The organism is Lysinibacillus sp. UBA5994 (assembly GCF_002429725.1).
GTDB classification, from domain to species: domain Bacteria; phylum Bacillota; class Bacilli; order Bacillales_A; family Planococcaceae; genus Lysinibacillus; species Lysinibacillus capsici.
In genome coordinates this window covers 1-25,663 of record NZ_DJAU01000044.1, presented here as the reverse complement: position 1 = coordinate 25,663, position 25,663 = coordinate 1, and the positions used below count along the sequence as shown (strand labels likewise).

Below are 25,663 nucleotides of genomic sequence, written 5' to 3'. Positions count from 1 at the left end.
CCTTACGCTTCTGTTCGCTCGAATTGTGATAAGAAGCGAGTGTCACTTGTATAGAAATGACGAATATCGTCAACACCATATTTCAACATCGCAATACGTTCTGCACCAATACCAAATGCAAATCCAGAAACTTTCTTTGGATCATAGCCAGCCATTTCTAATACGTTTGGATGCACCATACCTGCTCCTAGAATCTCAATCCAGCCAGTGCCCTTACATACGTTACAGCCTGCTCCACCACATTTGAAACAAGAGATATCCATCTCTACAGATGGCTCAGTAAATGGGAAGAAGCTCGGACGTAGTCGAATTTCGCGGTCTGCACCAAACATTTTTTTCGCTAACGTATCTAATGTTCCTTTTAGGTCACTCATGCGAATATTTTCGCCAATGACTAAACCTTCAATTTGCATAAACTGATGTGAATGTGTTGCATCATCATTATCACGTCGGAATACTTTACCAGGACAAATTATGCGAATCGATTCACCTTTTTTGGCTTCCATCGTACGAGCCTGTACTGGTGAAGTATGGGTACGTAATAATATTTCCTCGGAAATATAGAACGAATCTTGCATATCACGAGCTGGATGACCTTTTGGTAAATTTAGTGCTTCAAAGTTATAGTAATCCTTCTCCACTTCTGGACCTTCAGCAATTTCATAGCCCATTCCAATAAATAAATCTTCAATTTCTTCAATGACACGTGTTAAAGGGTGACGGTTCCCCACTTTAATTTCACGACCTGGTAAAGTGACATCAATCGACTCACTCGCTAATTTTTCAGCAATGGCTGCCTCTTCCAACACGGTAATCTTTGTTTCTAATACTGCCGTTACATTTTCACGAACATTATTCACTAAAGCACCCATTTTCGGACGTTCTTCAGCTGATAATTTGCCCATCCCTTTTAGTAAATCAGTGATAGGTCCTTTTTTTCCTAAATACGCAACACGTACTTCATTCAATTCTTTTAAATTTGCAGCTGCTTCAATTTTAGCAAGTGCTTCTTGCTCTAATTGTTTTAATTGCTCTTCCATGTTATAACCTCCTCAGAAAATAAATGCCTGCTTTTTAGGCATAAAAAAACTCGCCCCTAAAAAGGGACGAGGACATTTTCGCGGTACCACCCTAGTTATTGCAAAGCAAAGCCTTACAATCACTTCATTGACATAACGACTTGATAAAGCCGGCTTACCTTTACAGCAGTACACTGGTCCCGGTAGCTGCTCGCGGGCTGAATTCAAAACTGCATTGATACGGCGTTGGCTCTCAATCTCTGGCCTACGCTCCCTGTCGTCCATTCACAATCTTTACTACTTCCCGGTCAAAGCATTTATTATTTAAACATACATTTTAGAATAAATTATACAATAATGGACTGTAGCAAATCAAGAGACAACTGCCTCAATCCCACAATGAACAATTAATTATTTGGCAAAGCCATATAAAACAATACCTGTTGCTACTGCGACGTTTAATGATTCGGCCTGTCCAAAAAGAGGAATGATCATATTTTGATCTGTCATCGCTAATAACTGAGGCTGAATGCCACTTCCTTCATTCCCCATAATAATCGCAAATGCACCCGTATGCTGAATATCACTATACGGCACCGCTTCCTCATCTAATGCAGTACCAAATACTGGTACACCTTGATCCTGTAATATATCTATCCATTCTGCTAAATCTCCACGCACTACCGGAATATGGAAATGCGAACCTTGAGCAGCACGTAGTGTTTTAGGGTTATAAAGATCGGCACAGCCTTTTCCTAAAATTACAGCATCTAAACCTGCAGCATCTGCTGTACGAATCATTGTTCCAATGTTACCAGGATCTTGGACAGCATCAATTAATAACACTTTTCGCCAAGTAGTCATCACATTATCCTCTAAGACGGGCTGTTTACATACAGCAAAAACACCTTGGGAAGTTTCTGTCTCCGCAAATTCCTTCGCTACCGCAGTCGATACCTCTACAATAGCTATATCATCGATTGGCCATAACATTGGCAAATCGATACCTTCACGCACTATAATTTGTAATACTTGGTTTTTATTTTTTAATGCTTCTTCAACAAGATGAAAGCCCTCTACTAGGAATTCACCCGAACGTTCACGCTCTTTTCTTGTTGTCGCTAACTTTTTCCAATATTTCACTAACGCATTTTGCGTAGATTCAATTCTCTTCATCGCTACCTCTTACCGCCTTTTTCCTATATATTGACCACTATTATACCCTACGAAATAGCAAATTTCATAGCTAAGTAAGAAAACTGTTATTTTCCTGTGGTGGCAAGTGGCGTACAACTTAAACATGCTATAATCATACATATCTAACGAAGACACAAAGTGAGGTATATAAATGAAAAAAACAATACATGTAGTAGGGGCTATAATTGAAAATGAGCAACAAGAAATTTTCTGTGCTTTAAGAAACCCCCAAATGGTATTAGCAAATTATTGGGAATTCCCTGGCGGTAAAATAGAGCAGGGTGAAACACCAAAACAGGCACTTTCTCGAGAAATTCTTGAGGAATTTAACTGTACGATTCAAGTAGGTAAACAAGTGGCTGTAACACACCATGAATACGAACAATTTTTCGTTCATTTAGAAACATACAAAGCTTCAATTATTAAAGGCACACCCCAAATTCTAGAACATGCTGAAGCAAGATGGGTTCCCCGCAACCAATTGCTTGACCTTCCATTTGCTCCAGCAGATCTTCCTTCTATTCAAAAATTAATGGCGGAATTGTAAAGGCTAGTCACTTTATCTCATGAAAATGAGTGACTTTGTTTCGTCCGTGCTCTTTCGATCCATACAATGCTTTATCTGCTTTTTTTATCAATGTCGTCTCTGTATCTTCTGAAGTTACTGTGGCAATTCCCATACTGATCGTAAGACTGCCTGTTGGCCAACCATCCTGCTCCACGGTGTGTCTAATTTTTTCGCCGATTTCTTTTGCCGCAGGTATCTCGGTCTCAGGTAGGATGATAATAAACTCCTCCCCACCATAACGAGCGACGATATCTTCTAGACGTACTTGTATTTGTAATAGTTGTGCCAATTGTACGAGGACATCGTCTCCAACTTGATGACCATATGTATCATTGACCTTTTTGAAATGATCGATATCTAAAATGCATAACGAAAAAATTTCTGCTGTCTCATGAAAATGATTAAAATGTTTTTCGAGTTGTTCCTGGAAAAATCTCCTGTTTTTCAAGCCGGTCAGTTTATCAGTCATTGATAATTCTACTAAAGCAGCATTCATTTCCAATAATTTCGCCTGCTGATGTTCTATTTCTACATGAATTTGCTCCAAATTAGCTAATGCACGATCCTTTTCTTGATAGGCAGCCTCAAGTAGTTTTTTGGCTGATCGTAATTCTTGTTCATAATCTATGCGCTTTTTCATCTTTACTAAAATACAATCAATGCGCTCTACCAAATCCTCTTTGTACAATTTGGCATTCATTAAAAACGGAACCGACATTCCGTCCTTCTGTTTGAGATGAATGAATAATTCCTCTACTTGCCCCTCTAGATTAATCATAGGATAAAAATAAGAGTGAAAAATCATCTTATTGGGCGTAGATAGAAGAATTTCTAGATGCATATGTAATAATTCCTCTTGCTCATAGCCGATCCAATCTAGCAGGGTTCGATTGATTTCTGAAATAAGCCCTTCATGTGTGATGGAAAGAAATCCACATGGTGCATTGTTGAGTCGTTTTTCCATTGTTGAAAATCCTTTCATTTTTCCCTACAAAAAATCTGCAATACATTGTATCGTTTCATTTGGGTGACTAATATGTGGATAATGACCTTTTGCTTCCATTAATTGTAACGTGCTATTTTTGAGATGCTGATGCAAATAATCTCCAACACTACTTGGCACAATACTATCTTCCGAGCATTGGATAATTAACGAAGGAACAGAGACCTTTGGTAATTCACTTCGATGATCAGATAAAAATGTGACCTCAGCAAATTCCTTTGCAATGATAGGGTCTGCTGCTATAAAGGTTTGCTTCAATTCCTGTGTTAATGCTGGCTGTTCAGGATTACTCATTGCAATAGGTGCCATATAGCTAGCCCAACCTGTAAAGTTCATTTCCATCATGTCTAGTAACTCTGCTATATCACTTCGCTCAAATCCCCCTCGATAACCATCATCATTTAAATAACAGGGAGAAGGACCAATCATAATCAATTTCTTAAAATAGTCAGGGTGCTGGATAGATGCGAGCAGTCCTATCATGGCGCTAATGGAGTGCCCTACAAAAATACTATTTTGTAATGATAGCGTTTCAATAATGTCCAATAAATCTTGTACATAGCCCTGTAACGATTGATATTTTTCTGATGAATAAGCATTTATATCTGAGTTACCTGAGCCTACATAATCGAATAATATAATCTTATATTTGTCCATAAATGCAGGCGTAATGAAACGCCACATATTTTGATCACAGCCAAATCCATGTGCAAAAATAAGCGGTTGGTCCCCTTGTCCGAGTATTGTTACATTATTACGAACAACAATATTTTCCATTCCAATCAATCCTTTTAGAAATATATGTAATAGTTTTATTGTGACCCCTTAAACAGTATTTATCAAGCTAAAACGTGAAAATCAAAAAGGAGCAGGAGTGCCGCTTCACCTGCTCCATTCTCCAGCTACAACCACTTCCTAATAGGTGGGATACTCTGCTGAAATTGAAATACATTATACGGATCATATTTTGTTTTCACTTCACGAAGCCTTCTAAAATTACGTCCGTAATAGGCTGTATGCCAGTCCTTAATATATCGATCTGGAAAATTCACATAATCACCAGACGTATAAGGTGATAAAGCTTGACGTAAATTTTCTACCCACTTAATATTTTGTTCTTCCTCTTTCGGTTTTTTCCAGGAAGTATTATATTCTTGAGCTATTATCGCATTGCGATAGTAATAGGCTGTATGCTGGGGAGCAATTTCACCTACTGCTCCTCTTAAAGACTGTTGCCATATTGTTGTATTTGAATTAGGTGCATGGGCTAAAAATTCTTTCATCCTCTGAATCGCCTTATATGGAAACGGTCTCTCCAAAAATGACCCTGATCTTTTTCGATACGCAGGCTGATTACCGCTTGGTAAATCAAAAAATTCTATTGCCTTGCTATATGGCACTTCCTTTATCCAAATACTTGTTGGCAAGCCTGTTTTTCTAAGAGGGCGAAGCAATTTCTTTAATTCAGCTGCTGTTCCTATAAACTCACCTTGTGCGACTATCTCACCTACTTCCTTTGTTTTTAGCTCAATCTGTGAGGTTAGACGCTTATCTGTATAGGGAGCCCATTTTTGCCATGCATCAAAGGCCACTTCAAAGTCATCCCATCCCCATGTAATAGAGAACAGTGATACCTCATTAATCGCATGAAGCTTGAATGTCAAAGAAGTGACTATACCAAAATTGCCTCCTCCTCCACCACGACTTGCCCAAAACAAATCATGATGTTGTTGCTTATTCGCTCTGATTACCTGAGCACCCTCATGTTCACTAGCTACCACCGTTTCGATTTCAATAAGATTGTCACAAGTTAATCCAAATGGTCGTGATAGCATCCCAATCCCACCACCAAGGGTCAAACCGACCACCCCAACACTACTTTCTGTACCAGCAGGAATGGTAACACCATGCTCCCATAATGTACGGTATACGTTTCCCATATTAGCTCCAGCATCAATCCTAGCCGTCATTTCTGAGAGATTTACCGAAATATCATTCATATCACTTACATCAATGACAAGCCCTTTATTTACTAAAGAAAAATTTTCATAGCTATGACGACCGCTTCGAATTCTGAAAGGCTCATTGTTTTCTCTAGCCCATTTTAAGGCATTAACCACATCTTTCGTTTTTTGACAAAACACAATGACACTCGGATATTTGGGATTATTTAAATTATTATTCGTTCTCGCTTGTTCATAATCCGAATCTTCAGGCGTGACGATTCTTCCTGTGAGCTTCGCCTTTTTCAACATCAAGCCCCTTTCTCACAATGATACTTATCCTATGCAACTTATTGAGAAAGAATTTGAAATTTCAGCTTTTTTCTAGAATCACACTAAAATACTCTTTTCCACACTTGAAACATATGATGCACTAATAACAACAACGTGTTGGAGGTGTTCTATGCTTATCCATGTGGTAAGTGCTGGCGAAACACTGTGGCAAATCGCTAATCGTTATGCTGTACCCGTTCAATCTATTAGCCAATTAAATGCATTAGCTACTCCTGATCAATTAGCCATCGGACAATCACTGGTTATCCCTTCTCCTTATACAATTTATACCGTTCAAAAAGGAGATACGTTATGGTCAATCGCACAGAAATTTAGCGTTCCCTTGCAATCTATCATAATAGAAAATCATCTAACGAATCCCGATCAATTAACACCAGGAACGAAATTAATTATTCCACCCATTGTTCATATCGTGCAGCCAGGAGAAACTTTATGGCAAATAGCACAGCGCTATGGTACGACCGTTCAAGCCATTGCTATAGAAAATAAACTAAACACTCCCAATATGCTTTATGTTGGTTCACAATTGATGATTCCAAGAAAATTACCAACGATTGAAGTCAATGCTTATTCCTACCAACCTTCAGATGAAGCTGTAGACTCCATTAATGCTATTGGTCATCTACTAACTTATTTTAGTCCTTTTGCTTATAAGATGAAGGAAGATGGGACATTACAACCCATTAATGATGAAAATATGATAGCGGCAGCAAAGGCTAAACATATTATCCCTATGTTAACGCTCACTAATTTTACTTCTACAGAAGAAGGCTCTAATTTAGCACATGTCGTCTTGTCCAGTCCAGAGTTAAGTAAAAAGGTCATGAATAATGTATTACAGGTGATGCAAGATAAAGGTTATCAAGTATTAAATATTGATTTTGAAAATGTTTTACCTGCTGATCGCGAAAATTTCAATGCCTTTATTCAATTGGCTGTGGATACCCTTCATCCAAAAGGCTATTTAGTTTCAACAGCGCTCGCACCTAAAACAAGTGCTTCACAAACTGGGACATTATATGAAGCGCATGATTACGAAGCACATGGGAGAATAGCAGATTTTGTTGTATTAATGACATATGAATGGGGCTATCGTCTTGGCCCTCCACAAGCTATTTCCCCGATTAATGAAATGCGAAGAGTCGTGGAGTATGCTTTAACTGAAATACCAGCTGATAAAATCTTATTGGGTTTTGAGTTGTATGCGCGTGATTGGCTCTTGCCTCATGTCAAAGGCCAAGAAGCCGAAACGTTTAGCCCGCAGGAAGCGCTCAATAGGGCCATCAAGTACGGGGCAACAATCCAATATGATCCAACGGCACAATCTCCTTTTTATCGATATGTTGATGAGCAAGGAAGGCAACACGAGGTATGGTTTGAAGATGCGAGAAGTGCACAAGCCAAATTTGACATGACTAAACATTACAACTTACGTGGCATTAGTTATTGGGCATTAGGATTCCCGTTTCCTCAAAATTGGGTTTTATTAAACGATAATTTTTCTGTTAAAAAATCTTAATACTCATTATTGTTCGCAATAAACAAAGAGCTATGCGAATTTTTCCTTGTGAAGTGCGATCTGTGCTGACGGGATAAAAAGTTCATTTCAAAGCCATATTAATTTATATCAACAGGAAAGGAGCAACTCACATGGGAAGAGACAATAAACAAGGTCAAAGCAATAATAAAGGCTCATTACCTCAAACGCCAAAAAACCAAAAGATTGCACCAAACAAGGTGAGTGAGGAATTTTCTCAAGAGTTTATGGAGCTAATTAACACAGTAACGCAAAATAAGAATAAGCAGAAAAAATAAGGGGGGCTTCAGTTGGATTTTCAACGTGCACAAGAAATTGTCGCCTCACCTTTAGAATTTGAAGTGAGCTATAATGGTGTTTCCATCTGGATCGATCAGCTCCACGATGATGAAAAAACAGCGACAGTTCACCTACGCCGTTCTTTAGAAGAGCGATCTGAAGTAGCTATATCCGAATTAAAAGAAGAATATCTCGTTCACTAAACAGCAAGAACCTGCTTACTCAATAGCAATAAGCAGGTTCTTTTTTTAAATACTATAATCTTCAATATATTGAAGTTGTGTTAATACTTCCTCCACACGATGATGTAAATCTTTATAGGTTTCCGTAATTTGCTGTGGGGATATTGGCTTACTGAATAGATAGCCCTGAATATAATCACAGCCACCATCTATTAGAAAAGATAATTGCTCCACTTCTTCAATGCCCTCTGCCACAACCTTCAAACGTAAATGTTTAGCCATCGAAATAATCATGGAAACAAGTGCTTCATCATTCGGATTATGTGGCACGTTTCTCACAAATGTTCGGTCAATTTTTAAACAATCAATTGGGAATTCCTTTAAATAAGATAGAGAGGAATAACCTGTTCCAAAATCATCTACAGCAATTTGGATGCCTAATGCCTTTAACGCATGTAATAGCTGTGTCATTTGATCAATATTCATCGTCATACTTTCTGTAATTTCTAATTGTAAAAATGACGGATCTAAATTGGTACGATGTAAAATATCTTGTACCATTTCTACTAAATCCTGTTGAAATAACTGGCCAAGTGATAAATTCACTGCCACTTTCATCGGAGGTAAGCCTTGTTTCTCCCATATTTTCGCTTGAGTGCATGCGTTTTCTAAAATCCATTTACCTAGCGGGATAATAAGGCCACATTCTTCAGCAATAGGAATAAAGACATCAGGTGGAACAAATCCCCGAGTTGGATGACGCCAGCGAACCAAAGCTTCGACCGATTCAATGGTGCCTGTTTTTAAGTTGACCTGTGGTTGATAGTCTAAATAAAATTCATTATTGGCTAACGCATTATGTAAGTCTTGCTCTAACAATATTCGATCTGCAATACCTTTAGACATGTATGGTTTATAAAAAAGAAATCTTTGAGGTATTTGTCTAGCTTCTCGCATCGCTAACTGTGCATGCATTAATAGCTCTTCACCAGTCCATTGCTCCTCATAAAGAGCAATCCCAATATTTAGACTGCCATTCAATGAAAATAATTGGACCTGTAAAGGATCTGCCATGGCACTTTTAAGATTTAAGCAAAATTGTAGTAGTTCCTCAATCGTCTTTACATGGTCAATATAAATAACAAATTGTCCTTCACGCAGTTTAGTTGCAAAATAATGTGGAGGTACAATCGATTGAATTCGCTCTGCAACAAGTTTCATCATTTTATTAGAGTTACTAATCCCAATGGACGAACGAATCGCCGCAAAGCGATCAATTTCTATGGCAATGATAGCCTTTTGCGCTTTATGTTCATGTAAATTTTCTTTTAACGTCTTAAGTAAAAAATGTTCATTTGGCAACAATGTAATATCATCATGATAAGCTTGAAATCGAAGCTCCTGTTGAGATTGTTCAAGATCCTTTTTTATTTTCAACAGCTGCTGAAAGGGTTTTTCCACAGATGTATAATAAATCGCCTTTAGGAAAAAATAGAATGCTAAAAACTGATAGATCAGTGCTGAGAAATCCCATATCGCATTTTGATCTTGACTAACAATAAAGAAGACATCACTCACAATAAGGGAAATAGCTGCGCTAATTAGCCACATGGAACGCTTTGGTAATTTTTTTACATATGTACTAACAATAGCAATGGTTAAAATTTGAAGAATAATAGCAATTAAGTGTACCATATTATCAATCGTATCTAACCAATTTTTAGGCAATACTTTGGGCGAATAATAAGCCAGAAAAACGCTTCCTAGAACGAAAAGCATCGAACAACCATATGTCAGTATCCGATGATTCATGGTTAATCGCTTTTTAGGGTTTAAAATAATAAGTATAAATCCAATGGCTAAGTATAAACGTATTAATATATGTAGGGGCTCGTTCATAAAGTTCCATTCTCTAGATTGGCTAAAAAACAAGCTAACTAATTCTAATAAGGCAATAATGAAAAACATGTTTCCTATGTATAAAGTTTGATTGGATAATAAGTGTGAAAATACTAAATAGGATTGGATCGCAATTGCCATTGTAAAAACAATGATTAATATTTGTATCACCAATTTTATATCTTGATACATGTTACCTTGGAAAACACCATATATTTGATTGCTAAAGCTCAGTAATGGTATGACAAGTAATAAGGGTAATACCATGTACCAAATTTCTTTTTTCTCTATCTGATTAAACCATCTCTCCACTCCAAACCCTCCATACTACTATATAAACATTCACTAGGAAATTTTATCTATCTATATCGATTATTTAAATTTGAATTGTATATTTCTTTGACTTCTTACAAATCATAACACTTTTATCGGAATTTGTATGCACCTATGTGAAGTATGCTAATATTCATTTTATTTCAATATTAGCATACTTTTGATATTTTTAGTTCTTTATTCCACCCTGGAAAGTTGATGTTTCAATCTCTGGATGATTCTACCTCTTCTTTTTTTAATAGCAACAGCGGATAAGCCTAATGCATTAGCTATTTCTTGATCACTGTAACCTTCTACATAATAAAGTAGTAATATTTCTCTTTCTATCTGCTTAAGCTGAGACAACTTAATTTCAAGTAAGCTAGGATTTTTTTGATTGTCCCATCCCTCCATATCACTAAGAATAAAATTGAGTGTTTCACCATCAACAACCGTTATTCGCTCTGAATAGTTTTTTTCCTTTGATAATTCATTTAGAATCTCACCTTTTATCGAAGAATAAAGATAAGCAGAAAATTGTCCCTTTGCTGGATCTGCTTTTAGCCATGCCCTCCATACCGCAATAGAAGCAATATGACGATAGTAATCAAAATCCTTGTAAATATGAAGCTGCGTAAAAATGGCTGTAATCATTGGTTGCACAGCCTCTAAAATTTCTTCAAACGATTGTGTTAATGAAAGTTTGCGATTGTTGCGAATGGACATACCACTCTTCCTGTCAACTGTGCACAGTTTAATATTCCTAGGTAACACAATCTTAGACTGTCATGTTGTTTGAGAGCTAATGCCCATTTTCAACATTTCAGCGCGCAGAAAGAATAAAATGCCTGGCATATTTAGTCATAATTCCTCCAAAGTTATTGCAAAAATTATCTATTTTCTTTGGTATTTCATACATATTTAAACGATAGTTGGACAAATTACTACTAAGGAGGCGATATAGATGAATTTTCAAATAAGAGATGCAATTACAGCGAATGTACATGGTCAATCTGCCGCAGAATTCAAAGACATTGTGGAAGATGCTATTAATCGTGGAGAAGAGCATTTACTACCAGGGCTTGGGGTGTTTTTTGAAAAATGGTGGAAGCAATCCAGTCCAACAGAACAAGATGAATTTGTTCAAAAACTAGAAAAAGTATTTGCTAACTGATTTTTAATGAACTGTGCATTCCATTTCCAATAAATGCGTGATAAAGTTTTACTTATCAGAAAATTTGGAGGGATTGGAATGACTGTTGCAGTAGAATTACTTGTCAATCAACTCAAACAGGTTTTATTAGAAGAACAAGTGTCAACAAACGAAACGGTACGACAGCTACATGGAAAGGATGAATCTCATCATATGATGAGATTACCTGATATCGTTGTCTTTCCCCGTTCCACAGCTGATGTCAGTGCCATCTTAAAAATTGCACATGCACAACGTGTACCAGTTGTACCATTCGGTGTTGGCTCCAGCTTAGAAGGAAACGCGATTCCTATTGCACATGGTATTTCTATTGATTTCTCTGAAATGAATAAGATTTTAGAAGTTCGACCTGACGACCTTCTTGTAAAAGTTCAGCCTGGCGTCACGCGCTCTCAACTGAATAAGGAGTTAAAAAAACACGGTCTACAATTCACAGTGGATCCAGGTGCAGATGCAACACTAGGTGGCATGGCTGCGACGAATGCTAGTGGTACGACTGCTGTGCGTTACGGTGTTATGCGTGATCAGGTTCGTGATTTAGAGGTTGTCCTTGCAGATGGCTCTGTCATCCATACAGGTAATTTAGCCGCGAAATCCTCTTCTGGTTATCATTTAAATGGTCTATTTGTCGGCTCTGAAGGAACACTTGGCTGCTTTACGGAGTTAACGTTAAAAGTGTATGGTATACCTGAATTTTTGACAGCGGGGCGAGCTGTTTTTGACACAGTTGGAGATGCTGTTAGTGCTGTTACCGCCTTATTACAGGCTGGTATTTCAATTGGTCGAGTGGAATTGGTCGATGAATCCTCTATGAAGCAGGCCAATGTCTATAACGATACATCCTTTAGCGAAAAACCAACATTGTTTTTAGAATTCCACGGAAACGAAGCGGGTATGCATGCGGACATCGCATTTGCTACAGAAATTTTTGAGGACTACAGCTGTCTATCCGTCGAATTCGAGCAAGATAATGCTGCTCGTAATAAGCTTTGGGAAGCACGACATTCTTTAGCCTATGCATATATTCATGCTTATCCTGGTAAAAAGCTCATGTCAACGGATGTCTGTGTACCAATCTCTGTGCTTGCTGAAACCATTTTATATGCACGAGAACAGCTTGATCATGTTGGACTCGCAGGTGGGCTTGTGGGCCACGTGGGCGATGGAAATTTCCATGCACTTTTAATGTTAAATCCAAATGACGCCGAGGAGCAGGCAAAAGCGGATCGCTTCAATGAACAAATCGTGCAATATGCATTACTTCGAGGGGGCACATGTACGGGCGAGCATGGTGTTGGCATTGGCAAAATGAAATACCAAGCCACTGAGCATGGTACCTCTTTAGTCGTCATGAAAAGCATAAAAGCAGCGCTTGATCCACTTAACATTATGAATCCAGGAAAGATTTTCACACTATAATTAACATTAAAACCCGCTGATTGACTAGAGCATCAGCGGGTTTATCATTATAAATCATAACGGAAGCTCTTGACTAATATATCTCCCTTGTAAAATTCCTTCGACTCATCTCGCACAAAACCTAATGATAAGTAAAGATTTATGGCAGCCTGCATCATATCACCTGAGTGTAAATAAAGTGCCTGATCCTGTCTCTTTCTAGCAAAGGCAAAACTTTCATTTAATAATTTCTTAGCAACCCCTTGTCCTCTTCCTTTTGGATGCACACCTAATAAGCGCACAATCGTCGATTGAATATTTAGCTCCGGCAAACCATACGCTTTCCCTGCATCTGTAAATAGTTGTAATCCACCTAATATGTCATCTCCGCGTTTTGCAATAAGAATTGTCTCTGCATTCGGATTACCAACCGAAGCACGGATATCACTTAAATATGATTGCCAGCGCTCTGGGTCTTCATAGTCCTTTTCATATTGCGCATAGCTCTCAACTAAAACTTCAAGATAGCTTGCATAATCTTCCTTTTGTAAATGTTCAATCACAATGTCTGCTACTGTCATTCTAATTTCCCCTTTCTATGATGAAAAACCGCCTTTACTATAGGCTGTTACTCTTTTTTCAATACGGTGTGAAACCCATTCTACTATGATTGAAATTACCCAATAAATAAGACCAACAGCAATAAATGACTCTAAAAACTTTAAGTTCATGGAAGCAATAATATTTGCCACACCGGTCAATTCTTTAATGGATAGGAAAAATGCTAATGATGTAGCATGTAAAAAACCAATAAAAACATTCGTCAAGTTGGGAATAGATTGCCCAAATGCTTGTGGTAAAATATAACGTCGCATCGCTTGAGGAAATGTTAATCCAATCGCATATGCTGCTTCTAATTGTCCTTTAGGTACAGCTAATATCCCTGAACGAATAATTTCTGAGGCATAAGCCCCTGCACTAAGTGTTAAGGCTAGTATGACAAAAAATAATATAGGAATAGAATTTGATTGTATCTTTAAATGAAGCAAATTAGCTACACTATCAACTAGCATTGGCAAGCCAAAATAAACGAGCATGATATGCATAATGATAGGTGTTCCTCTGAAAAATGAAACATAAAAATTAAGTACAGATGAGACTATTTTTATCTGTTGAATGCGCACGAAAGCTACAATTATGCCAATAACGATTCCTAATAAAACAGGTGTAATAGTCATGAATAAGGTTAACGGTATTACTTTACTAATTTCTCGTAATGCTTCTACTATAAAAGCGATATCAATGGTCATAGCATATTCCCCCTATTGTGAAGCAAGCTCCTTTGGCATATAGCGATTAAAATAGCGTTCATTAAATTTAAATACTTTTTCAAGGATTATCACGATGACATAGTAAACAATTGACAAAGCTACATAGATTTCAAACGCTCGTGTCGTAGTAGCAATCAAGGTTTCTCCCCTCCCCACCATATCCATTACACCGATGGAGAATGCTAACGATGTATCTTTTAATGAACTAATCATTGTATTTGCTATATTTGGAAAAGCAACACGTATTGCCTGTGGAAAAACAATTCGCATAAAAGCCTGTGATCCACTTAAGCCTACTGAATAGGCCGCCTCCATTTGACCCCGATCAACGGTTAAAATTGCTGCACGAAATATTTCGGCAAAGGCTGCCGCATTGCTGAATGTGTACGTAATAATAACAAAATACATTGCATCCATTCGTGTCACATCAATATGAATGAGCTTTAACAATGCGGGTATACCGTAAAATACTAAGAACAACTGCACTAAAATGGGTGTACCACGAATAAAGGAAATATAGATTGTAATAATTTGCTTCAATATCGGTATGTGAAGTAGCTTTGGTATGGCTAGTACAATCCCAAGCATCATACCAAAAAGTATGGAGAATACTAGAATCTCGAAAGTTATGGGTAAATACTGAAGCAATGTTGGAAGTACTCTCGCAATTAGCACGACATCAAAGTTATTTTCCATACTGCCATCTTCCTTTCCTGTTCATTAGAAGTCTACTGTATAATCATCACCCAACCACTTTTTACTAAGCTCACTCACTACCCCCTCATTCTTTAATTCAACGATCGCTTCATCTAAGCGCTCCTGTAACTTCACTTCATCTTTATTGAGTAAAAAGTAGACCTTTGAATTTAATAATGCATCACCTACAACCTTTTGCTGCGCCTCATTGCTTTCGTTATAGTATCGAACAGCAAACGGTGTGGTAATAATGGCATCAATTCGTCCCGTTGCAAGTTGATTATTAACATCGACAGAGCCAGAAGAATAAACGATATTTGCTCCTAAATTATGCTCTTTATTATACTTTTCAATAAAAACAGCAGAATTACTTGTTGGTGAAACACTCACATTTTTCCCTTTTAAATCCTCAATGGATTGAATTGCATTATTTTTCTCGTTGACTGTCACCTTTAATGGGAAAACATTATACGGCTCTTTATTAAATAAAAACTTCTCTTCACGCTCACTATTAACTTCCATTTGATGGGCAATAAAATCTATTTTTCTTGTTTCTAAACTTAGTAATAAATTGGAGAATTCCATTGTTTTAAATTCAAACTCATATTCTGGTAGCTTCTCATCAATTGCACGAACAAGCTCTACATCATAACCAGTTAAATTCCCCTTGTCATCTAAAAAACAGATGTTTGGAAACTGAGTTCCCGTACCAACTATAATTTTTTGAACATCCTTGCCACTCTGTGCTGTTTTTTGAGCACTTGCGTCACCAACTGTTTTTTCTGAGTTTGCACACGCAGTTAATAGCGCTGCTAGCACAAGTAGCAAATAAAATGATATTTTTTTCATAAGATTCCTCTCTCCTTCTGTTATGCATATGAGGGTAGATTCACAGCAAGTGCCTTCTGTAGATGCTCTAAACCAATTGCTGTTACGGCTCTATAGATACCTGTTTCACTTGAACCAATTTCTACAACGGGTACATGTCGAACACCATACTTTATATCAAGGATGTCTCTAAAATTATCATTAGACGTGACATCAACTGTTTTGTAGGAAATATGTCGTTCTTGTAGATATGCTTTTATTTCCTCGCAATAACTACAACCTTGCTTCGACCAAATGATTATATCTAAACTTTTTGTCATATCATGACCTCCCTTAGATTACCTTCACCTTTTGCTGTAACTGCAAATGGACAGGACTTAAAAGCTCAAACGAACGTTGACGTTCAAATTCCTTCAAGATGGGCGTATGCAAAATAAATTCATCAATTTGGAATCGTACATGGTAGTCATCTAAATTGGCTCTAATGTCTTCTGCTGTACCGTATAAAATATCAGCCTCATACTGCTCCACCGTGTATTCCTCTCCAGATTCCTGACCAAATTTCTCTGCTAGCTCTACTGATTGTAGCGTCAGGCTTCTGCCACTTGCTAAATGCACTTTTGTAATTTTTTGATCTCCTATTAGCTTTTTCGCTTCCTCTTTACTTGGAGCAGCAAGTGCAGCAATGGAAATTGCAAAAGTACCGTTTGGATGATGACTGCGATAGATTGTAGTCGCTTGCGCCAAAACATCATTATCACTATTAATAAATCGAGCAAAGACAAATGCAATGCCTAGTTTTCCTGCAAGAGCAGCACTTTCAGGGCTAGCGCCAAGTAAAAATAATGTCGGCTTTGCCTTTGGAATCGGCGTTGCTTGTATGCCATATAATTTGTGCTCTTTTGATATGGATTGCTCAATTAATTGCTGTAAAAATATTAGTCTCTCTTCAAAATCTTCCCCTTGATTGAGTGTGCCATATTGTAGAGCCTTCGTGGAAAGTGGCAAGCCACCAGGGGCTTTACCGATTCCTAAATCTACACGTCCTGGCTCCAATGATGCTAGAACATGGAAATTTTCTGCTACTTTATAGGGACTATAATGCTGTAGCATAACCCCACCTGATCCAATTTGAATGGATTTGGTTTTGGCAAGTAAATAAGAAACCAATACTTCTGGAGAAGAACCTGCTAATGACTCTGTATGATGATGCTCCGATACCCAAAAACGTGAATAGCCTAACTGCTCAGCTCGTTGTGCTAAAGCCACCGTTTTTTGTAATGTTTGTTCATTGCTTGCTCCTTCAATAATAGGGCTTTGATCTAATATGCCTAATGTATAACTCATACAACCCCTCCTAATTTCTTTTATTCAAATAAATTTACTAGGTTTTTAGACAGACTGTTTAACATAGCGACTTTCCTTGAATGGTAAACCTAAATTCCCACGCAAAGTATCTGCCTCATAATCTTTACGATATAGCCCTCTTGCTTGTAAAATTGGCACTACTTTATCAACAAAATCTTCAAGAGCACTAGGTAATGTCACGCCAATAATAAAACCATCTGCTGCTTCCTTTTCAAACCATTCTTGTACAAGATCTGCTACTTGCTCAGCTGTCCCAAAAAAGGCTGTTTTTGGTGTCGCCTCGCGTAAAGCGACTTGACGTAATGTCAGACCCTCCTGCTTAGCATAACGTTTAATATAATCGGTTGTGCTTCTAAAGCTATTCGCTCCAATATCCCCTAGATCAGGAAACGGTGCATCCACATCGTATTGGGTAAAATCATGATGGTCGAAGTAACGTCCAAGATAAGCAAGAGCACGGTCTATGGAAACTAACTCAACAATTTCTTGATATTTCGCCTCTGCTTCCTCCACCGTATCGCCAATAATTGGTGATATACCTGGAAAAATCTTTACTTCTTCGGGATTTCGTCCAAATGTTGCCACCTCTTTTTTTACTCTCGAGTAAAATTTCTGTGCCTCTTCAATAGATGCCCCATGTGTGAAAATGGCATCTGCATCTTTTGCAGCTAATCGAATGCCTGCATCAGACGACCCAGCCTGGAAAATAACGGGCTGGCCTTGCTTTGTTCGACCAATATTGAGTGGTCCTTGGACTGAAAAATATCGCCCTTTATGATGTAATGTGTGTAATTTTTCTGGATCAAAAAATTGATCTTTGTCGACATCTGCAATAAACGCATCATCATCCCACGAGTCCCATAAGCCTTGGACAACCTCTAAGTATTCTTCCGCAATGAGATAGCGTTCTGCATGGCTAGGATGTTGGTCGATTGTTTTGTTATAGTTCAAAGCAGTACTTTCTAATGGTGTCGTTACAACATTCCATCCAGCACGCCCAGCACTAATATGATCTAATGAAGCGAATTGGCGTGCTACTGTAAATGGTTCGCTATAGGAAGTTGAGACTGTTCCAACTAACCCAATGTTTTTCGTCGCTACTGCTAAAGCCGATAAGATTGTAATAGGTTCAAATCGATTTAAAAAATGAGGGATGGATTTTTCGTTAATAAATAAACCATCCGCAATAAATGCTACATCAAATTTTCCCTGCTCTGCTTTCTGAGCCTGCTGAATATAGAAAGGTAAGCTTACACTTTGATTGCTCGCCACCTTTGGATGACGCCAACCAGAAATATTTCCTCCTACCCCATGAATAATTGCTCCAAATCGAATTTTATCCTGTCTAGCCATGTCAATTCCTCCTCAATCTTTATTTTACTAAACATAGTGGTTAAGTATGTTTTGTTGGATTGAGAATGATATTACCCTTCCTTTAGACGATATGCAATAGGTACAGTAATAGAAAAAATTTTATGTGGTGATAAAATTTTTTATCAATACGTGTCTCCTATGCTTTCAAAATGCTTAGCTGTTTCACAAATTGTCTGCCAAAAGGCTGATGGCAACGTCTCTTTCTCTTTATAGGTTAAAAATATATGTTGATTCATATCCAGCAAATGCGTAACGTCTATCTCCACAAATTCACCGCTTTCCAGTTCCTTTTTAATGCATAGATGTGGTAAAAAGCTTAGATAGTCTTTTGTCCGAATAAACTCTTTGGCAACTTCTAAATGATCTGTTCGTACCTCAATATTGGCTGCTACTCCCTCTACCTCGAACATTTTATGCACATAATTCCAATCAAACGCGCCACATTCAAAAAACACCATTTTCTGCTGAGCTAATTCTTTTGCTTGAATAAGTTCATTTAGTTGTAATGGGTGATCACGGTGTTTGACAAGTTTCACAGTATTGTTCAATAAAAGCTCGTTCTCAATGTCATCCCCATGTACATATTGAATAAAGCCTAGATGAATTTGGTGGCTTTGTAGCTTTTCTAAAATGTTTGTTGTGGAACCTGTAAATAATTGAAAACGCAAATAAGGAAATTGCTCTTTCCATTTAGGCAATGCATAGGCTAAAAAATACTGGGCTGTTACACCGTTTGCACCAATACATACCTCATCGGTCTCCTGCGTTTCTTCTAATTGCTTCTTTCCTTGCTGAAATGTTTGCACAATTTGCGTGGCAAATGGTAAAAAATCTTTCCCTTTCTCTGATACGCTCACACTTCTTCCATCTCGGTAAAATAACTCAACACCTAGCTCTCGTTCTAATGACTTAATACGTGCAGTTACAGTCGGCTGTGAAAGAAATAATGCATTGGCTGCTTTATGGATACTTTTGTAATGGACAACATATAAAAATGCCTCGATATGGTCTATATTCACGAGGAGTTCACTCCTTCATTACTTATTTAACCTATTATATAAATAATTCCTTATATTCTCTATAACTTATAAGAAAACTATGTTTTATATTTTTGACAAAGAAAAAAAGTAACCCAGCGTCTCCCAGGTTACTTTACTATGTAGCGATGTAGCCATCCATCTTGACAACAAACATCGCACGTGGTGAACATCCCTCTGTCTGCCTACCACTTTTATGTTATTCACATGAACACCCTCTGTTGTCCATGTAAACTCTATCTATCGTACTTCTCAACTCGAGAAAGCATATGTCTCAATTTAAGCTAAAATCGATGCTAATACAGCTTTTTGAGCATGCAATCTATTTTCGGCTTGCTCAAAGATGTAAGAATTAGGTCCGTCAATAACTGAAGTCGCAACCTCTTCCTCACGATGTGCTGGTAAGCAATGTAAGAACATATAATTTGGTTTTGCATAGGCTACTAGCTCATCATTAATTTGATAACCAGCAAAATCTTGTAAACGTTTTGCTGTTTCTTCCTCTTGACCCATAGATGTCCAAACATCAGCATAGACGACATCTGCATTTAATACTGCTTCAACAGGATCATTCGTGATCATAATCGTACTGCCATTTGCTGCCGCAATGGCCTGTGCTTTAGCGATGACTTCCCCATCACATTCATACCCTACAGGTGTCGCAACAGCTACATTCATGCCAACGTGTGCTGAAGCTACTACGAGTGAGTGTGCTACATTGTTGCCATCACCTACATAGGCAATTTTAAGTCCTTTTAACATGCCTTTATTTTCTGCAATCGTCTCTAAATCAGCTAATGCCTGGCAAGGATGATAAATATCCGTTAATCCATTGATGACAGGGATTGCTGCATGCTCTGCAAGCTCTTTTACCATTTTGTGAGAGTTTGCGCGAATCATAATGCCATCTAAATAGCCAGATAATACATGCGCTGTATCGTAAATTGATTCACCACGACCAATTTGCAAATCACGCGCATGCATAAACATGCTTTTCCCACCTAATTGATTCATACCAACTTCAAATGAAATACGAGTACGAGTTGAATGTTTTTCGAAAATCATGCCAAGCGTTTTACCTTCTAGTAATCTTGGACATTTCCCCTCTTTTGTAATCATCTTAAGCTGTGTTGCTAATTCAATAAGATCCTGGACCTCTTGACTTGTATAGTCTAGCAAAGTTAGTAAATCTTTTCCCTTTAAACTAGACACTAACTTTAACTGTACTTCTTCGAGTAATTTCATAGCCTTCGCTCCTTATATCGTTGCTGTTGAAATTAGTATAACATGCATAAATATAAAATCAACTGAATTTTTATAATTAATCTTAATTATTATTCATTTGTTATTAAATGTGTCAAAAATTCGTCAAAGCGAATATTTATACATATTTTCTTTTTTACTAAACATTCATATTCTTAAATAATTGCATTATAGTTTATATATATTTATAATTAATATGCATTAACTATTGAGGCGGTGAAAAAATGGAAAAAGAGCTGATACAGCTGGTCAAAGAGCTGAACCAAGTAGAATATGAAACAAATGTGATGCTAACAGAAGAATTCTCCACCCTATTAGATGAAACATTAACTACAAAGCAGGCACTATTTTTAAGTCTTCTTCAAACACATGGCCCTTTGCAAACCTTCGAATTAGCAAAGTTGATGGGGACATCTGCTAGTGCTGTAAGTCAATTAGTAGGAAGATTAGAACAGGAGAGCTTTATAAAAAGAACCATAAATCAAAAGGACCGTAGAGAGATCATCATCGAGTTAGATACGCGGGGCTTTGATTATTTTCAAAAACAGGAAGAAATTGAACTAGCCATTATCAATAAATACTATTCACAGCTCTCTAAAGAGGATTTACTGCAATTAAAAGAAATATACACGAAACTCCATGCTATCGTCTCTAGCGATCAAAAAAATTAGAGATTGAAAAGGAGGAATATTTGTGGATTTAAATGATTTAAAAAAGGATATTTTTAAAATTGCTTATCCTTACGTAAAGACTCGTCCGAATGTAATCCTATCCATTGGTGTTATTTGTCGTAATCTAGATGCTGCTTTTATATTCAACGGCTCAAATGTCACATATGATAAAAAACCCTATGTCTATGAAATTGGGTCAATCTCTAAAGTTTTAACAACATCCATGTTTGGGGAAATGATTCAAGAAGGAATCGTGAAGATAGAAGATTCTATCGCCAAATACTTTTCTGAAATTCCCGATAATCACCCTGTAACTTTGAGGCATTTGGCAAATCACACATCTGGTCTACCGGGAATTGGTGTACTGAAGAACATCTATAATCTTTTTGATAGCCAAACGCCTCGTGACCCCTTTTGTCCCTACTCATTGAATGAGGTAATACAGTATTTTAAAACCCATACCCAGGAGCCTAAAGTTAAGTTTAGATATTCTAATGTAGGAATGGGCCTTTTAGGATATTTATTAGCAAATGAACTTCACACTGACTTTGAAACAGCCATTACTCGTAGAATCGTAGAACCTTTAAATTTAACGAATACCTTTATTTCTATCCCCCCCTCTAAAGAAAATACCGTATTGAAGGGATATTCTGTTCGGGGACATAACAAGCCCCCACTTGAAATGAATGAATTTATGGCAGCTGGCGCTATACGATCCACTGTTGATGATTTATTAAAATTTTTAAAAATACACATTGGCAATCAAAATTCAGGCTATCTATTAACACATCAAGCTACTCATACTATTTCAAAAGATGTAAGGATCGGATTAGGATGGGTACTTGAAGACGATATTATTTGGCATAACGGATCAACGAAAGGCTTCTCTAGTTATCTAGGATTTAATAAAAAACAGCAAACAGGTGTCGTGATTCTATCCAATTATCGATCCTCTATACTAGCAACAAACCCTCTTGAAATGGGGAAAAATATTCTACAGCTCTTGCAAAATTCTTTATAGCGAAAATGGGCTGTTGCTCAGCACAGCAACAATCAATTTACTTGCAGATATTTTCCATTAACCTACAAATTAATACTTCTCTATATTTTGATTTCTATAAGAGTCTTACTCACTAATAAGAATGGGACTTGTGTTTATAATTACTATTCATATTAGCAAGTCTAATTGTCTTGGAATGATAAAAAAGCCTCCTAACATTTTGTTAGAAGGCAAAATCATGCTATATCTTTTTAGCAGTATCAGTCAAAAGTAATTTTATTGACTGCATCACGGTCTAATTTTTTAATGACTTCTACCATTAATTTAACGGCATTATCATAATCATCACGATGTAGGATACCTGCATGTGAATGAATATAGCGTGTTGCAATACCGATTGATAGTGCTGGTACACCATTTGCTGTTACGTGGATGGAGCCAGCATCTGTACCACCGCCAGCCATCGCTTCAAATTGATATGGAATATTGTGCTCATCTGCTACATCTAATACGAATTCACGTAAGCCACGATGTGAAACCATAGATGCATCATACACAACGATTTGAGGGCCTGCACCCATCTTACTCGTTGATTCTTTTGCTGTAACTCCAGGAGTATCTCCTGCTACACCTACGTCCACTGCAAATCCAATATCTGGTTGGATTTTATGTGTAGCAGTTTTTGCACCGCGAAGTCCAACTTCTTCTTGTACATTCCCTACAGAATAAAGAATATTAGGGTGCTTTTCATTTTGTAACGCTTTCATAACATCAATCGCGATTGCACAGCCGATACGGTTATCCCAAGCTTTAGCTAATAGATACTTATCATTTTTCATTACATTAAATTCAAAGTACGGTGTTACCATATCGCCAGGACGTACGCCCCACTCAAGTACTTCATCTTTAGAAGCTGCACCAATATCAATAAACATATCTTTAATGTCTACTACCTTATTACGTACATCCGCAGGTAAAATATGAGGTGGCTTTGAACCAATAACCCCAATCACTTCATCGCCCTTACGTGTAGTAATCGTTACACGCTGTGCAAGCATAACTTGGCTCCACCAGCCACCCACTGTTTGGAATTTGATAAAGCCTTTGTCATCAATTTGTGTAACCATGAAGCCTACTTCATCTAAATGTCCTGCTACAACAATTTTAGGACCGTTTTCATCGCCAACTTTTTTAGCAATGACACTACCTAAGTTATCTGTTTCTACAGTATCTGCATATGGTGCGATGTATTTTTTCATGACCTCACGCGGTGCACGTTCATTACCTGCGATACCATTCGCATCTGTTAAATCTTTAAACATTTGTAATGTTGGATCTAGTTGTGTCATCCTTTTGCCTCCTACTTCTTGTATCTATTTTATTATACTTCGTTTACCGAAATATTCCTAGCTTAATCGTCTGAAAATTGGTGTATTTCTTAATTTAATAACCTGAACGCTGCCGATGATAATTTTCTTGATTTTTTTCAAGATAAGCACCAACTACATCCTCAAATGTAAAACCGAGATTATACGCTATTAATCCATAGTATTGCCAAATAGCTAAATAACGCTCCTCTGTAGGTTGATGAATAAATGCTAAAATAACACTTTGTGTTTCTAAAAAAGTAGCCGTTAAATCCTTCATCTCTTCTACAAAAGGCCACATGTCAATCGATGTATAGCCCTTTAATAAGCCAAGAGATAAGATAAAATGAATCGAATCTACATATTCTTCTAAAATGACTTCACGTGCTGATGGTCCCTTTGTGCTCCAAAATTTAAAGCAACGTGTTTCATTAGCAAGCTCAGCTAGTTCCACTAGTAAGGCTAAGCCCTTTTCCTGAAACACATCTTGCTGAATATTTTGTGTTTGCTCGATAAAATCATCAAGCTCTTTTTGCATGGTAAACAATTGTTGTAAATTCATTTTTTTCTCCTAAATTTCTAAAAAATTTTTTATAAAAAGTGAAACTATTTGACCCTTCTAACCGTATAGGAAAGAATAACCTTTCTTCAAGGGGGAAATTTAAACATGTTGCCGTTACTAATTCGACTTGCTGTAATAGCGCTTATTATTTATGTATTTTACAAAGCGATTCGTTATATAACTGATCCTAAACGCAAACTTGATGAAGCCTATGAAAAAGGCCAGTATTATTTCTATGATGACGTTAAAAATGTCCGAAAAAATTTCTTTATTTCCTATAAGGGTGCTCTTTTTGAAGGTGAAAAATACCTAGGCACAACAGAGGATGCATTTGAGGTTGTAACCATTTTCGTCGGTGCGCGTGATGCTGCCACATTACAAGGCTTCAGCAAAAGCGACTTTGAATATTTGCAGCAAGAAATATTATTGAACTATCCAAGCGCCAAAATCAATTGGAAGCAGCCCATTGAACAGCTTATGCGAAACACATCCTCATCATGAGGATGTGTTTTAATTATTCTCATTTATGTCCAGAGTTGCACAATGATAAAAATTTGTATGGCTGCAAGTAGGGGAAAACCAAATGCAAAACGATTATGACGTGTTTTGTGGCGGAATAAATACATACCCAATACACCCCCAGCTGCCCCTCCTGCTATGGCTAGTGTAAATAATGTACGCTCTGCTATACGCCATTCATGATTCTTTGCGCGTGATTTATCCATCCCCATTAAAATGAGCAATACAATTGATACAATGCTCATATAAGCTAATAATGCTTGTCCCATTTCTTACTCCTTTAAAACCGTGATACTATTAATCTAACACAAAAAAGACTGATGGAAAAACCCATCAGTCTTTTTATTGCACTTATGATATTTCACACCTGTAGCTAAGCTTTCGGTGCAGAAATAATAGTGAATGTTGTCAGCTATTATTTAGCTACTGCTTTTTTAGCAGCGTCTGCTAATTGAGTAAATGCTGCAGCATCAGTTACTGCAAGGTCAGCTAACATTTTACGGTTAACTTCAATACCAGCAACTTTTAAACCGTGCATTAAACGGCTATAAGAAAGACCGTTCATACGAGCAGCTGCGTTGATACGAGTGATCCATAATTTACGGAAATCACGTTTTTTCTGACGACGGTCACGGTATGCATATTGACCTGATTTCATTACTGCTTGGTTAGCAACTTTGTATAATGTATGTTTTGAACCATAGTAACCTTTAGCTAATTTCAATACTTTTTTACGACGTTTG

At 37.3% G+C, this 25,663-nt stretch carries 29 protein-coding genes and 1 other annotated feature; of the genes, 9 read left to right on the top strand and 20 right to left on the bottom strand.

What is annotated here, in order from left to right:
* Nucleotides 1-2: 2 nt before the first annotated feature.
* A complete protein-coding gene (gene pheS, locus B3D98_RS14355; RefSeq protein ID WP_004226385.1) occupies nucleotides 3-1,040 on the bottom strand; it encodes a phenylalanine--tRNA ligase subunit alpha in 1,038 nt (345 codons plus the stop codon).
* A 59-nt stretch (nucleotides 1,041-1,099) separates the two neighbouring features.
* Nucleotides 1,100-1,340: a binding site (T-box leader), on the bottom strand.
* A gap of 90 nt (nucleotides 1,341-1,430) precedes the next feature.
* Nucleotides 1,431-2,195: a TrmH family RNA methyltransferase gene (locus tag B3D98_RS14350; RefSeq protein ID WP_048393656.1), complete on the bottom strand. Its 765-nt coding sequence runs from the start codon at nucleotides 2,193-2,195 to the stop codon at nucleotides 1,431-1,433.
* Nucleotides 2,196-2,367: 172 nt separating this feature from the next.
* On the opposite strand from B3D98_RS14350, the gene B3D98_RS14345 reads away from it, so the two are divergent.
* Nucleotides 2,368-2,763, top strand: a complete 396-nt coding sequence (locus B3D98_RS14345; RefSeq protein ID WP_288583786.1) for a (deoxy)nucleoside triphosphate pyrophosphohydrolase — start codon at nucleotides 2,368-2,370, stop codon at nucleotides 2,761-2,763.
* 7 nt (nucleotides 2,764-2,770) lie between these two features.
* On the opposite strand, the gene B3D98_RS14340 is transcribed toward B3D98_RS14345, so the two are convergent.
* The 3 genes from B3D98_RS14340 to B3D98_RS14330 form a co-directional block, all read right to left on the bottom strand.
* On the bottom strand, nucleotides 2,771-3,748 hold the full coding sequence (locus tag B3D98_RS14340) for a sensor domain-containing diguanylate cyclase (RefSeq protein ID WP_066037531.1): 978 nt from the start codon (nucleotides 3,746-3,748) through the stop codon (nucleotides 2,771-2,773).
* A gap of 24 nt (nucleotides 3,749-3,772) precedes the next feature.
* Entirely contained in the window at nucleotides 3,773-4,564 is a 792-nt protein-coding gene (locus B3D98_RS14335; RefSeq protein WP_048393651.1) for an alpha/beta fold hydrolase, read from the bottom strand.
* 125 nt (nucleotides 4,565-4,689) lie between these two features.
* Nucleotides 4,690-6,039 carry an FAD-binding oxidoreductase gene (locus B3D98_RS14330; protein WP_054549973.1) on the bottom strand — a complete coding sequence of 450 codons (1,350 nt, stop codon included), beginning with the start codon at nucleotides 6,037-6,039 and terminating at the stop codon, nucleotides 4,690-4,692.
* A gap of 154 nt (nucleotides 6,040-6,193) precedes the next feature.
* Here B3D98_RS14330 and B3D98_RS14325 point away from each other — a divergent pair, with 154 nt between their 5' ends.
* From B3D98_RS14325 to B3D98_RS14315, 3 genes are all read left to right on the top strand, one after another.
* Nucleotides 6,194-7,603, top strand: coding sequence for a LysM peptidoglycan-binding domain-containing protein (locus tag B3D98_RS14325; RefSeq protein ID WP_288583782.1), 1,410 nt, complete (start codon nucleotides 6,194-6,196; stop codon nucleotides 7,601-7,603).
* Between the two features lie 131 nt (nucleotides 7,604-7,734).
* The gene (locus tag B3D98_RS14320) at nucleotides 7,735-7,899 is read left to right on the top strand and encodes a YfhD family protein (protein WP_004226371.1); all 165 of its coding nucleotides are present in this window, start codon (nucleotides 7,735-7,737) and stop codon (nucleotides 7,897-7,899) included.
* A 12-nt stretch (nucleotides 7,900-7,911) separates the two neighbouring features.
* Nucleotides 7,912-8,103, top strand: coding sequence for an H-type small acid-soluble spore protein (locus tag B3D98_RS14315; RefSeq protein WP_004226369.1), 192 nt, complete (start codon nucleotides 7,912-7,914; stop codon nucleotides 8,101-8,103).
* Between the two features lie 45 nt (nucleotides 8,104-8,148).
* Here the strand turns inward: B3D98_RS14315 and B3D98_RS14310 are convergent, their stop codons facing one another.
* Together B3D98_RS14310 and B3D98_RS14305 are read right to left on the bottom strand one after the other, a co-directional pair.
* Nucleotides 8,149-10,293, bottom strand: a complete 2,145-nt coding sequence (locus B3D98_RS14310) for a bifunctional diguanylate cyclase/phosphodiesterase (RefSeq protein WP_288583777.1) — start codon at nucleotides 10,291-10,293, stop codon at nucleotides 8,149-8,151.
* 198 nt (nucleotides 10,294-10,491) lie between these two features.
* A complete protein-coding gene (locus B3D98_RS14305) occupies nucleotides 10,492-11,019 on the bottom strand; it encodes an RNA polymerase sigma factor (protein WP_269897628.1) in 528 nt (175 codons plus the stop codon).
* Between the two features lie 238 nt (nucleotides 11,020-11,257).
* On the opposite strand from B3D98_RS14305, the gene sspI reads away from it, so the two are divergent.
* Complete coding sequence (gene sspI / locus B3D98_RS14300) at nucleotides 11,258-11,467, top strand: small acid-soluble spore protein SspI (protein ID WP_066037534.1); 210 nt, start codon at nucleotides 11,258-11,260, stop codon at nucleotides 11,465-11,467.
* A gap of 78 nt (nucleotides 11,468-11,545) precedes the next feature.
* The gene (locus tag B3D98_RS14295; RefSeq protein ID WP_066037535.1) at nucleotides 11,546-12,925 is read left to right on the top strand and encodes an FAD-binding oxidoreductase; all 1,380 of its coding nucleotides are present in this window, start codon (nucleotides 11,546-11,548) and stop codon (nucleotides 12,923-12,925) included.
* A gap of 47 nt (nucleotides 12,926-12,972) precedes the next feature.
* On the opposite strand, the gene B3D98_RS14290 is transcribed toward B3D98_RS14295, so the two are convergent.
* From B3D98_RS14290 to argF, 9 genes are all read right to left on the bottom strand, one after another.
* Nucleotides 12,973-13,485: a GNAT family N-acetyltransferase gene (locus B3D98_RS14290; RefSeq protein WP_048393639.1), complete on the bottom strand. Its 513-nt coding sequence runs from the start codon at nucleotides 13,483-13,485 to the stop codon at nucleotides 12,973-12,975.
* 15 nt (nucleotides 13,486-13,500) lie between these two features.
* Nucleotides 13,501-14,214, bottom strand: coding sequence for an amino acid ABC transporter permease (locus B3D98_RS14285; RefSeq protein WP_288583771.1), 714 nt, complete (start codon nucleotides 14,212-14,214; stop codon nucleotides 13,501-13,503).
* A gap of 12 nt (nucleotides 14,215-14,226) precedes the next feature.
* Nucleotides 14,227-14,931 (bottom strand): amino acid ABC transporter permease, encoded by a 705-nt coding sequence (locus B3D98_RS14280; RefSeq protein WP_288583769.1) that lies wholly within the window; start codon nucleotides 14,929-14,931, stop codon nucleotides 14,227-14,229.
* Between the two features lie 24 nt (nucleotides 14,932-14,955).
* Complete coding sequence (locus tag B3D98_RS14275) at nucleotides 14,956-15,780, bottom strand: transporter substrate-binding domain-containing protein (RefSeq protein WP_048393633.1); 825 nt, start codon at nucleotides 15,778-15,780, stop codon at nucleotides 14,956-14,958.
* A gap of 20 nt (nucleotides 15,781-15,800) precedes the next feature.
* The gene (locus B3D98_RS14270; protein ID WP_004226351.1) at nucleotides 15,801-16,079 is read right to left on the bottom strand and encodes a glutaredoxin family protein; all 279 of its coding nucleotides are present in this window, start codon (nucleotides 16,077-16,079) and stop codon (nucleotides 15,801-15,803) included.
* A 13-nt stretch (nucleotides 16,080-16,092) separates the two neighbouring features.
* Nucleotides 16,093-17,106, bottom strand: coding sequence for an LLM class flavin-dependent oxidoreductase (locus tag B3D98_RS14265; protein WP_288583762.1), 1,014 nt, complete (start codon nucleotides 17,104-17,106; stop codon nucleotides 16,093-16,095).
* Between the two features lie 45 nt (nucleotides 17,107-17,151).
* Nucleotides 17,152-18,480 carry an LLM class flavin-dependent oxidoreductase gene (locus B3D98_RS14260; RefSeq protein WP_288583760.1) on the bottom strand — a complete coding sequence of 443 codons (1,329 nt, stop codon included), beginning with the start codon at nucleotides 18,478-18,480 and terminating at the stop codon, nucleotides 17,152-17,154.
* Nucleotides 18,481-18,623: 143 nt separating this feature from the next.
* Nucleotides 18,624-19,520, bottom strand: a complete 897-nt coding sequence (locus B3D98_RS14255) for a LysR family transcriptional regulator (protein ID WP_288583758.1) — start codon at nucleotides 19,518-19,520, stop codon at nucleotides 18,624-18,626.
* A gap of 297 nt (nucleotides 19,521-19,817) precedes the next feature.
* Complete coding sequence (argF, locus tag B3D98_RS14250; protein ID WP_048393624.1) at nucleotides 19,818-20,783, bottom strand: ornithine carbamoyltransferase; 966 nt, start codon at nucleotides 20,781-20,783, stop codon at nucleotides 19,818-19,820.
* A 242-nt stretch (nucleotides 20,784-21,025) separates the two neighbouring features.
* Here argF and B3D98_RS14245 point away from each other — a divergent pair, with 242 nt between their 5' ends.
* The gene (locus B3D98_RS14245; protein WP_054549962.1) at nucleotides 21,026-21,472 is read left to right on the top strand and encodes a MarR family winged helix-turn-helix transcriptional regulator; all 447 of its coding nucleotides are present in this window, start codon (nucleotides 21,026-21,028) and stop codon (nucleotides 21,470-21,472) included.
* 22 nt (nucleotides 21,473-21,494) lie between these two features.
* Nucleotides 21,495-22,493 carry a serine hydrolase domain-containing protein gene (locus tag B3D98_RS14240; protein WP_115674486.1) on the top strand — a complete coding sequence of 333 codons (999 nt, stop codon included), beginning with the start codon at nucleotides 21,495-21,497 and terminating at the stop codon, nucleotides 22,491-22,493.
* 239 nt (nucleotides 22,494-22,732) lie between these two features.
* Here B3D98_RS14240 and B3D98_RS14235 read toward each other — a convergent pair whose 3' ends face one another.
* Nucleotides 22,733-23,821: a M42 family metallopeptidase gene (locus tag B3D98_RS14235; protein ID WP_016994857.1), complete on the bottom strand. Its 1,089-nt coding sequence runs from the start codon at nucleotides 23,819-23,821 to the stop codon at nucleotides 22,733-22,735.
* A 94-nt stretch (nucleotides 23,822-23,915) separates the two neighbouring features.
* Nucleotides 23,916-24,401, bottom strand: coding sequence for a dUTP diphosphatase (locus B3D98_RS14230; protein ID WP_288583752.1), 486 nt, complete (start codon nucleotides 24,399-24,401; stop codon nucleotides 23,916-23,918).
* A 105-nt stretch (nucleotides 24,402-24,506) separates the two neighbouring features.
* Here B3D98_RS14230 and B3D98_RS14225 point away from each other — a divergent pair, with 105 nt between their 5' ends.
* Nucleotides 24,507-24,902: a hypothetical protein gene (locus tag B3D98_RS14225; RefSeq protein ID WP_016994855.1), complete on the top strand. Its 396-nt coding sequence runs from the start codon at nucleotides 24,507-24,509 to the stop codon at nucleotides 24,900-24,902.
* Between the two features lie 23 nt (nucleotides 24,903-24,925).
* Here the strand turns inward: B3D98_RS14225 and B3D98_RS14220 are convergent, their stop codons facing one another.
* A complete protein-coding gene (locus B3D98_RS14220) occupies nucleotides 24,926-25,189 on the bottom strand; it encodes a DUF1294 domain-containing protein (protein WP_048393614.1) in 264 nt (87 codons plus the stop codon).
* Between the two features lie 146 nt (nucleotides 25,190-25,335).
* On the bottom strand, nucleotides 25,336-25,663 hold a 328-nt coding region (gene rplT / locus B3D98_RS14215; RefSeq protein ID WP_288583748.1), incomplete at its 5' end, for a 50S ribosomal protein L20.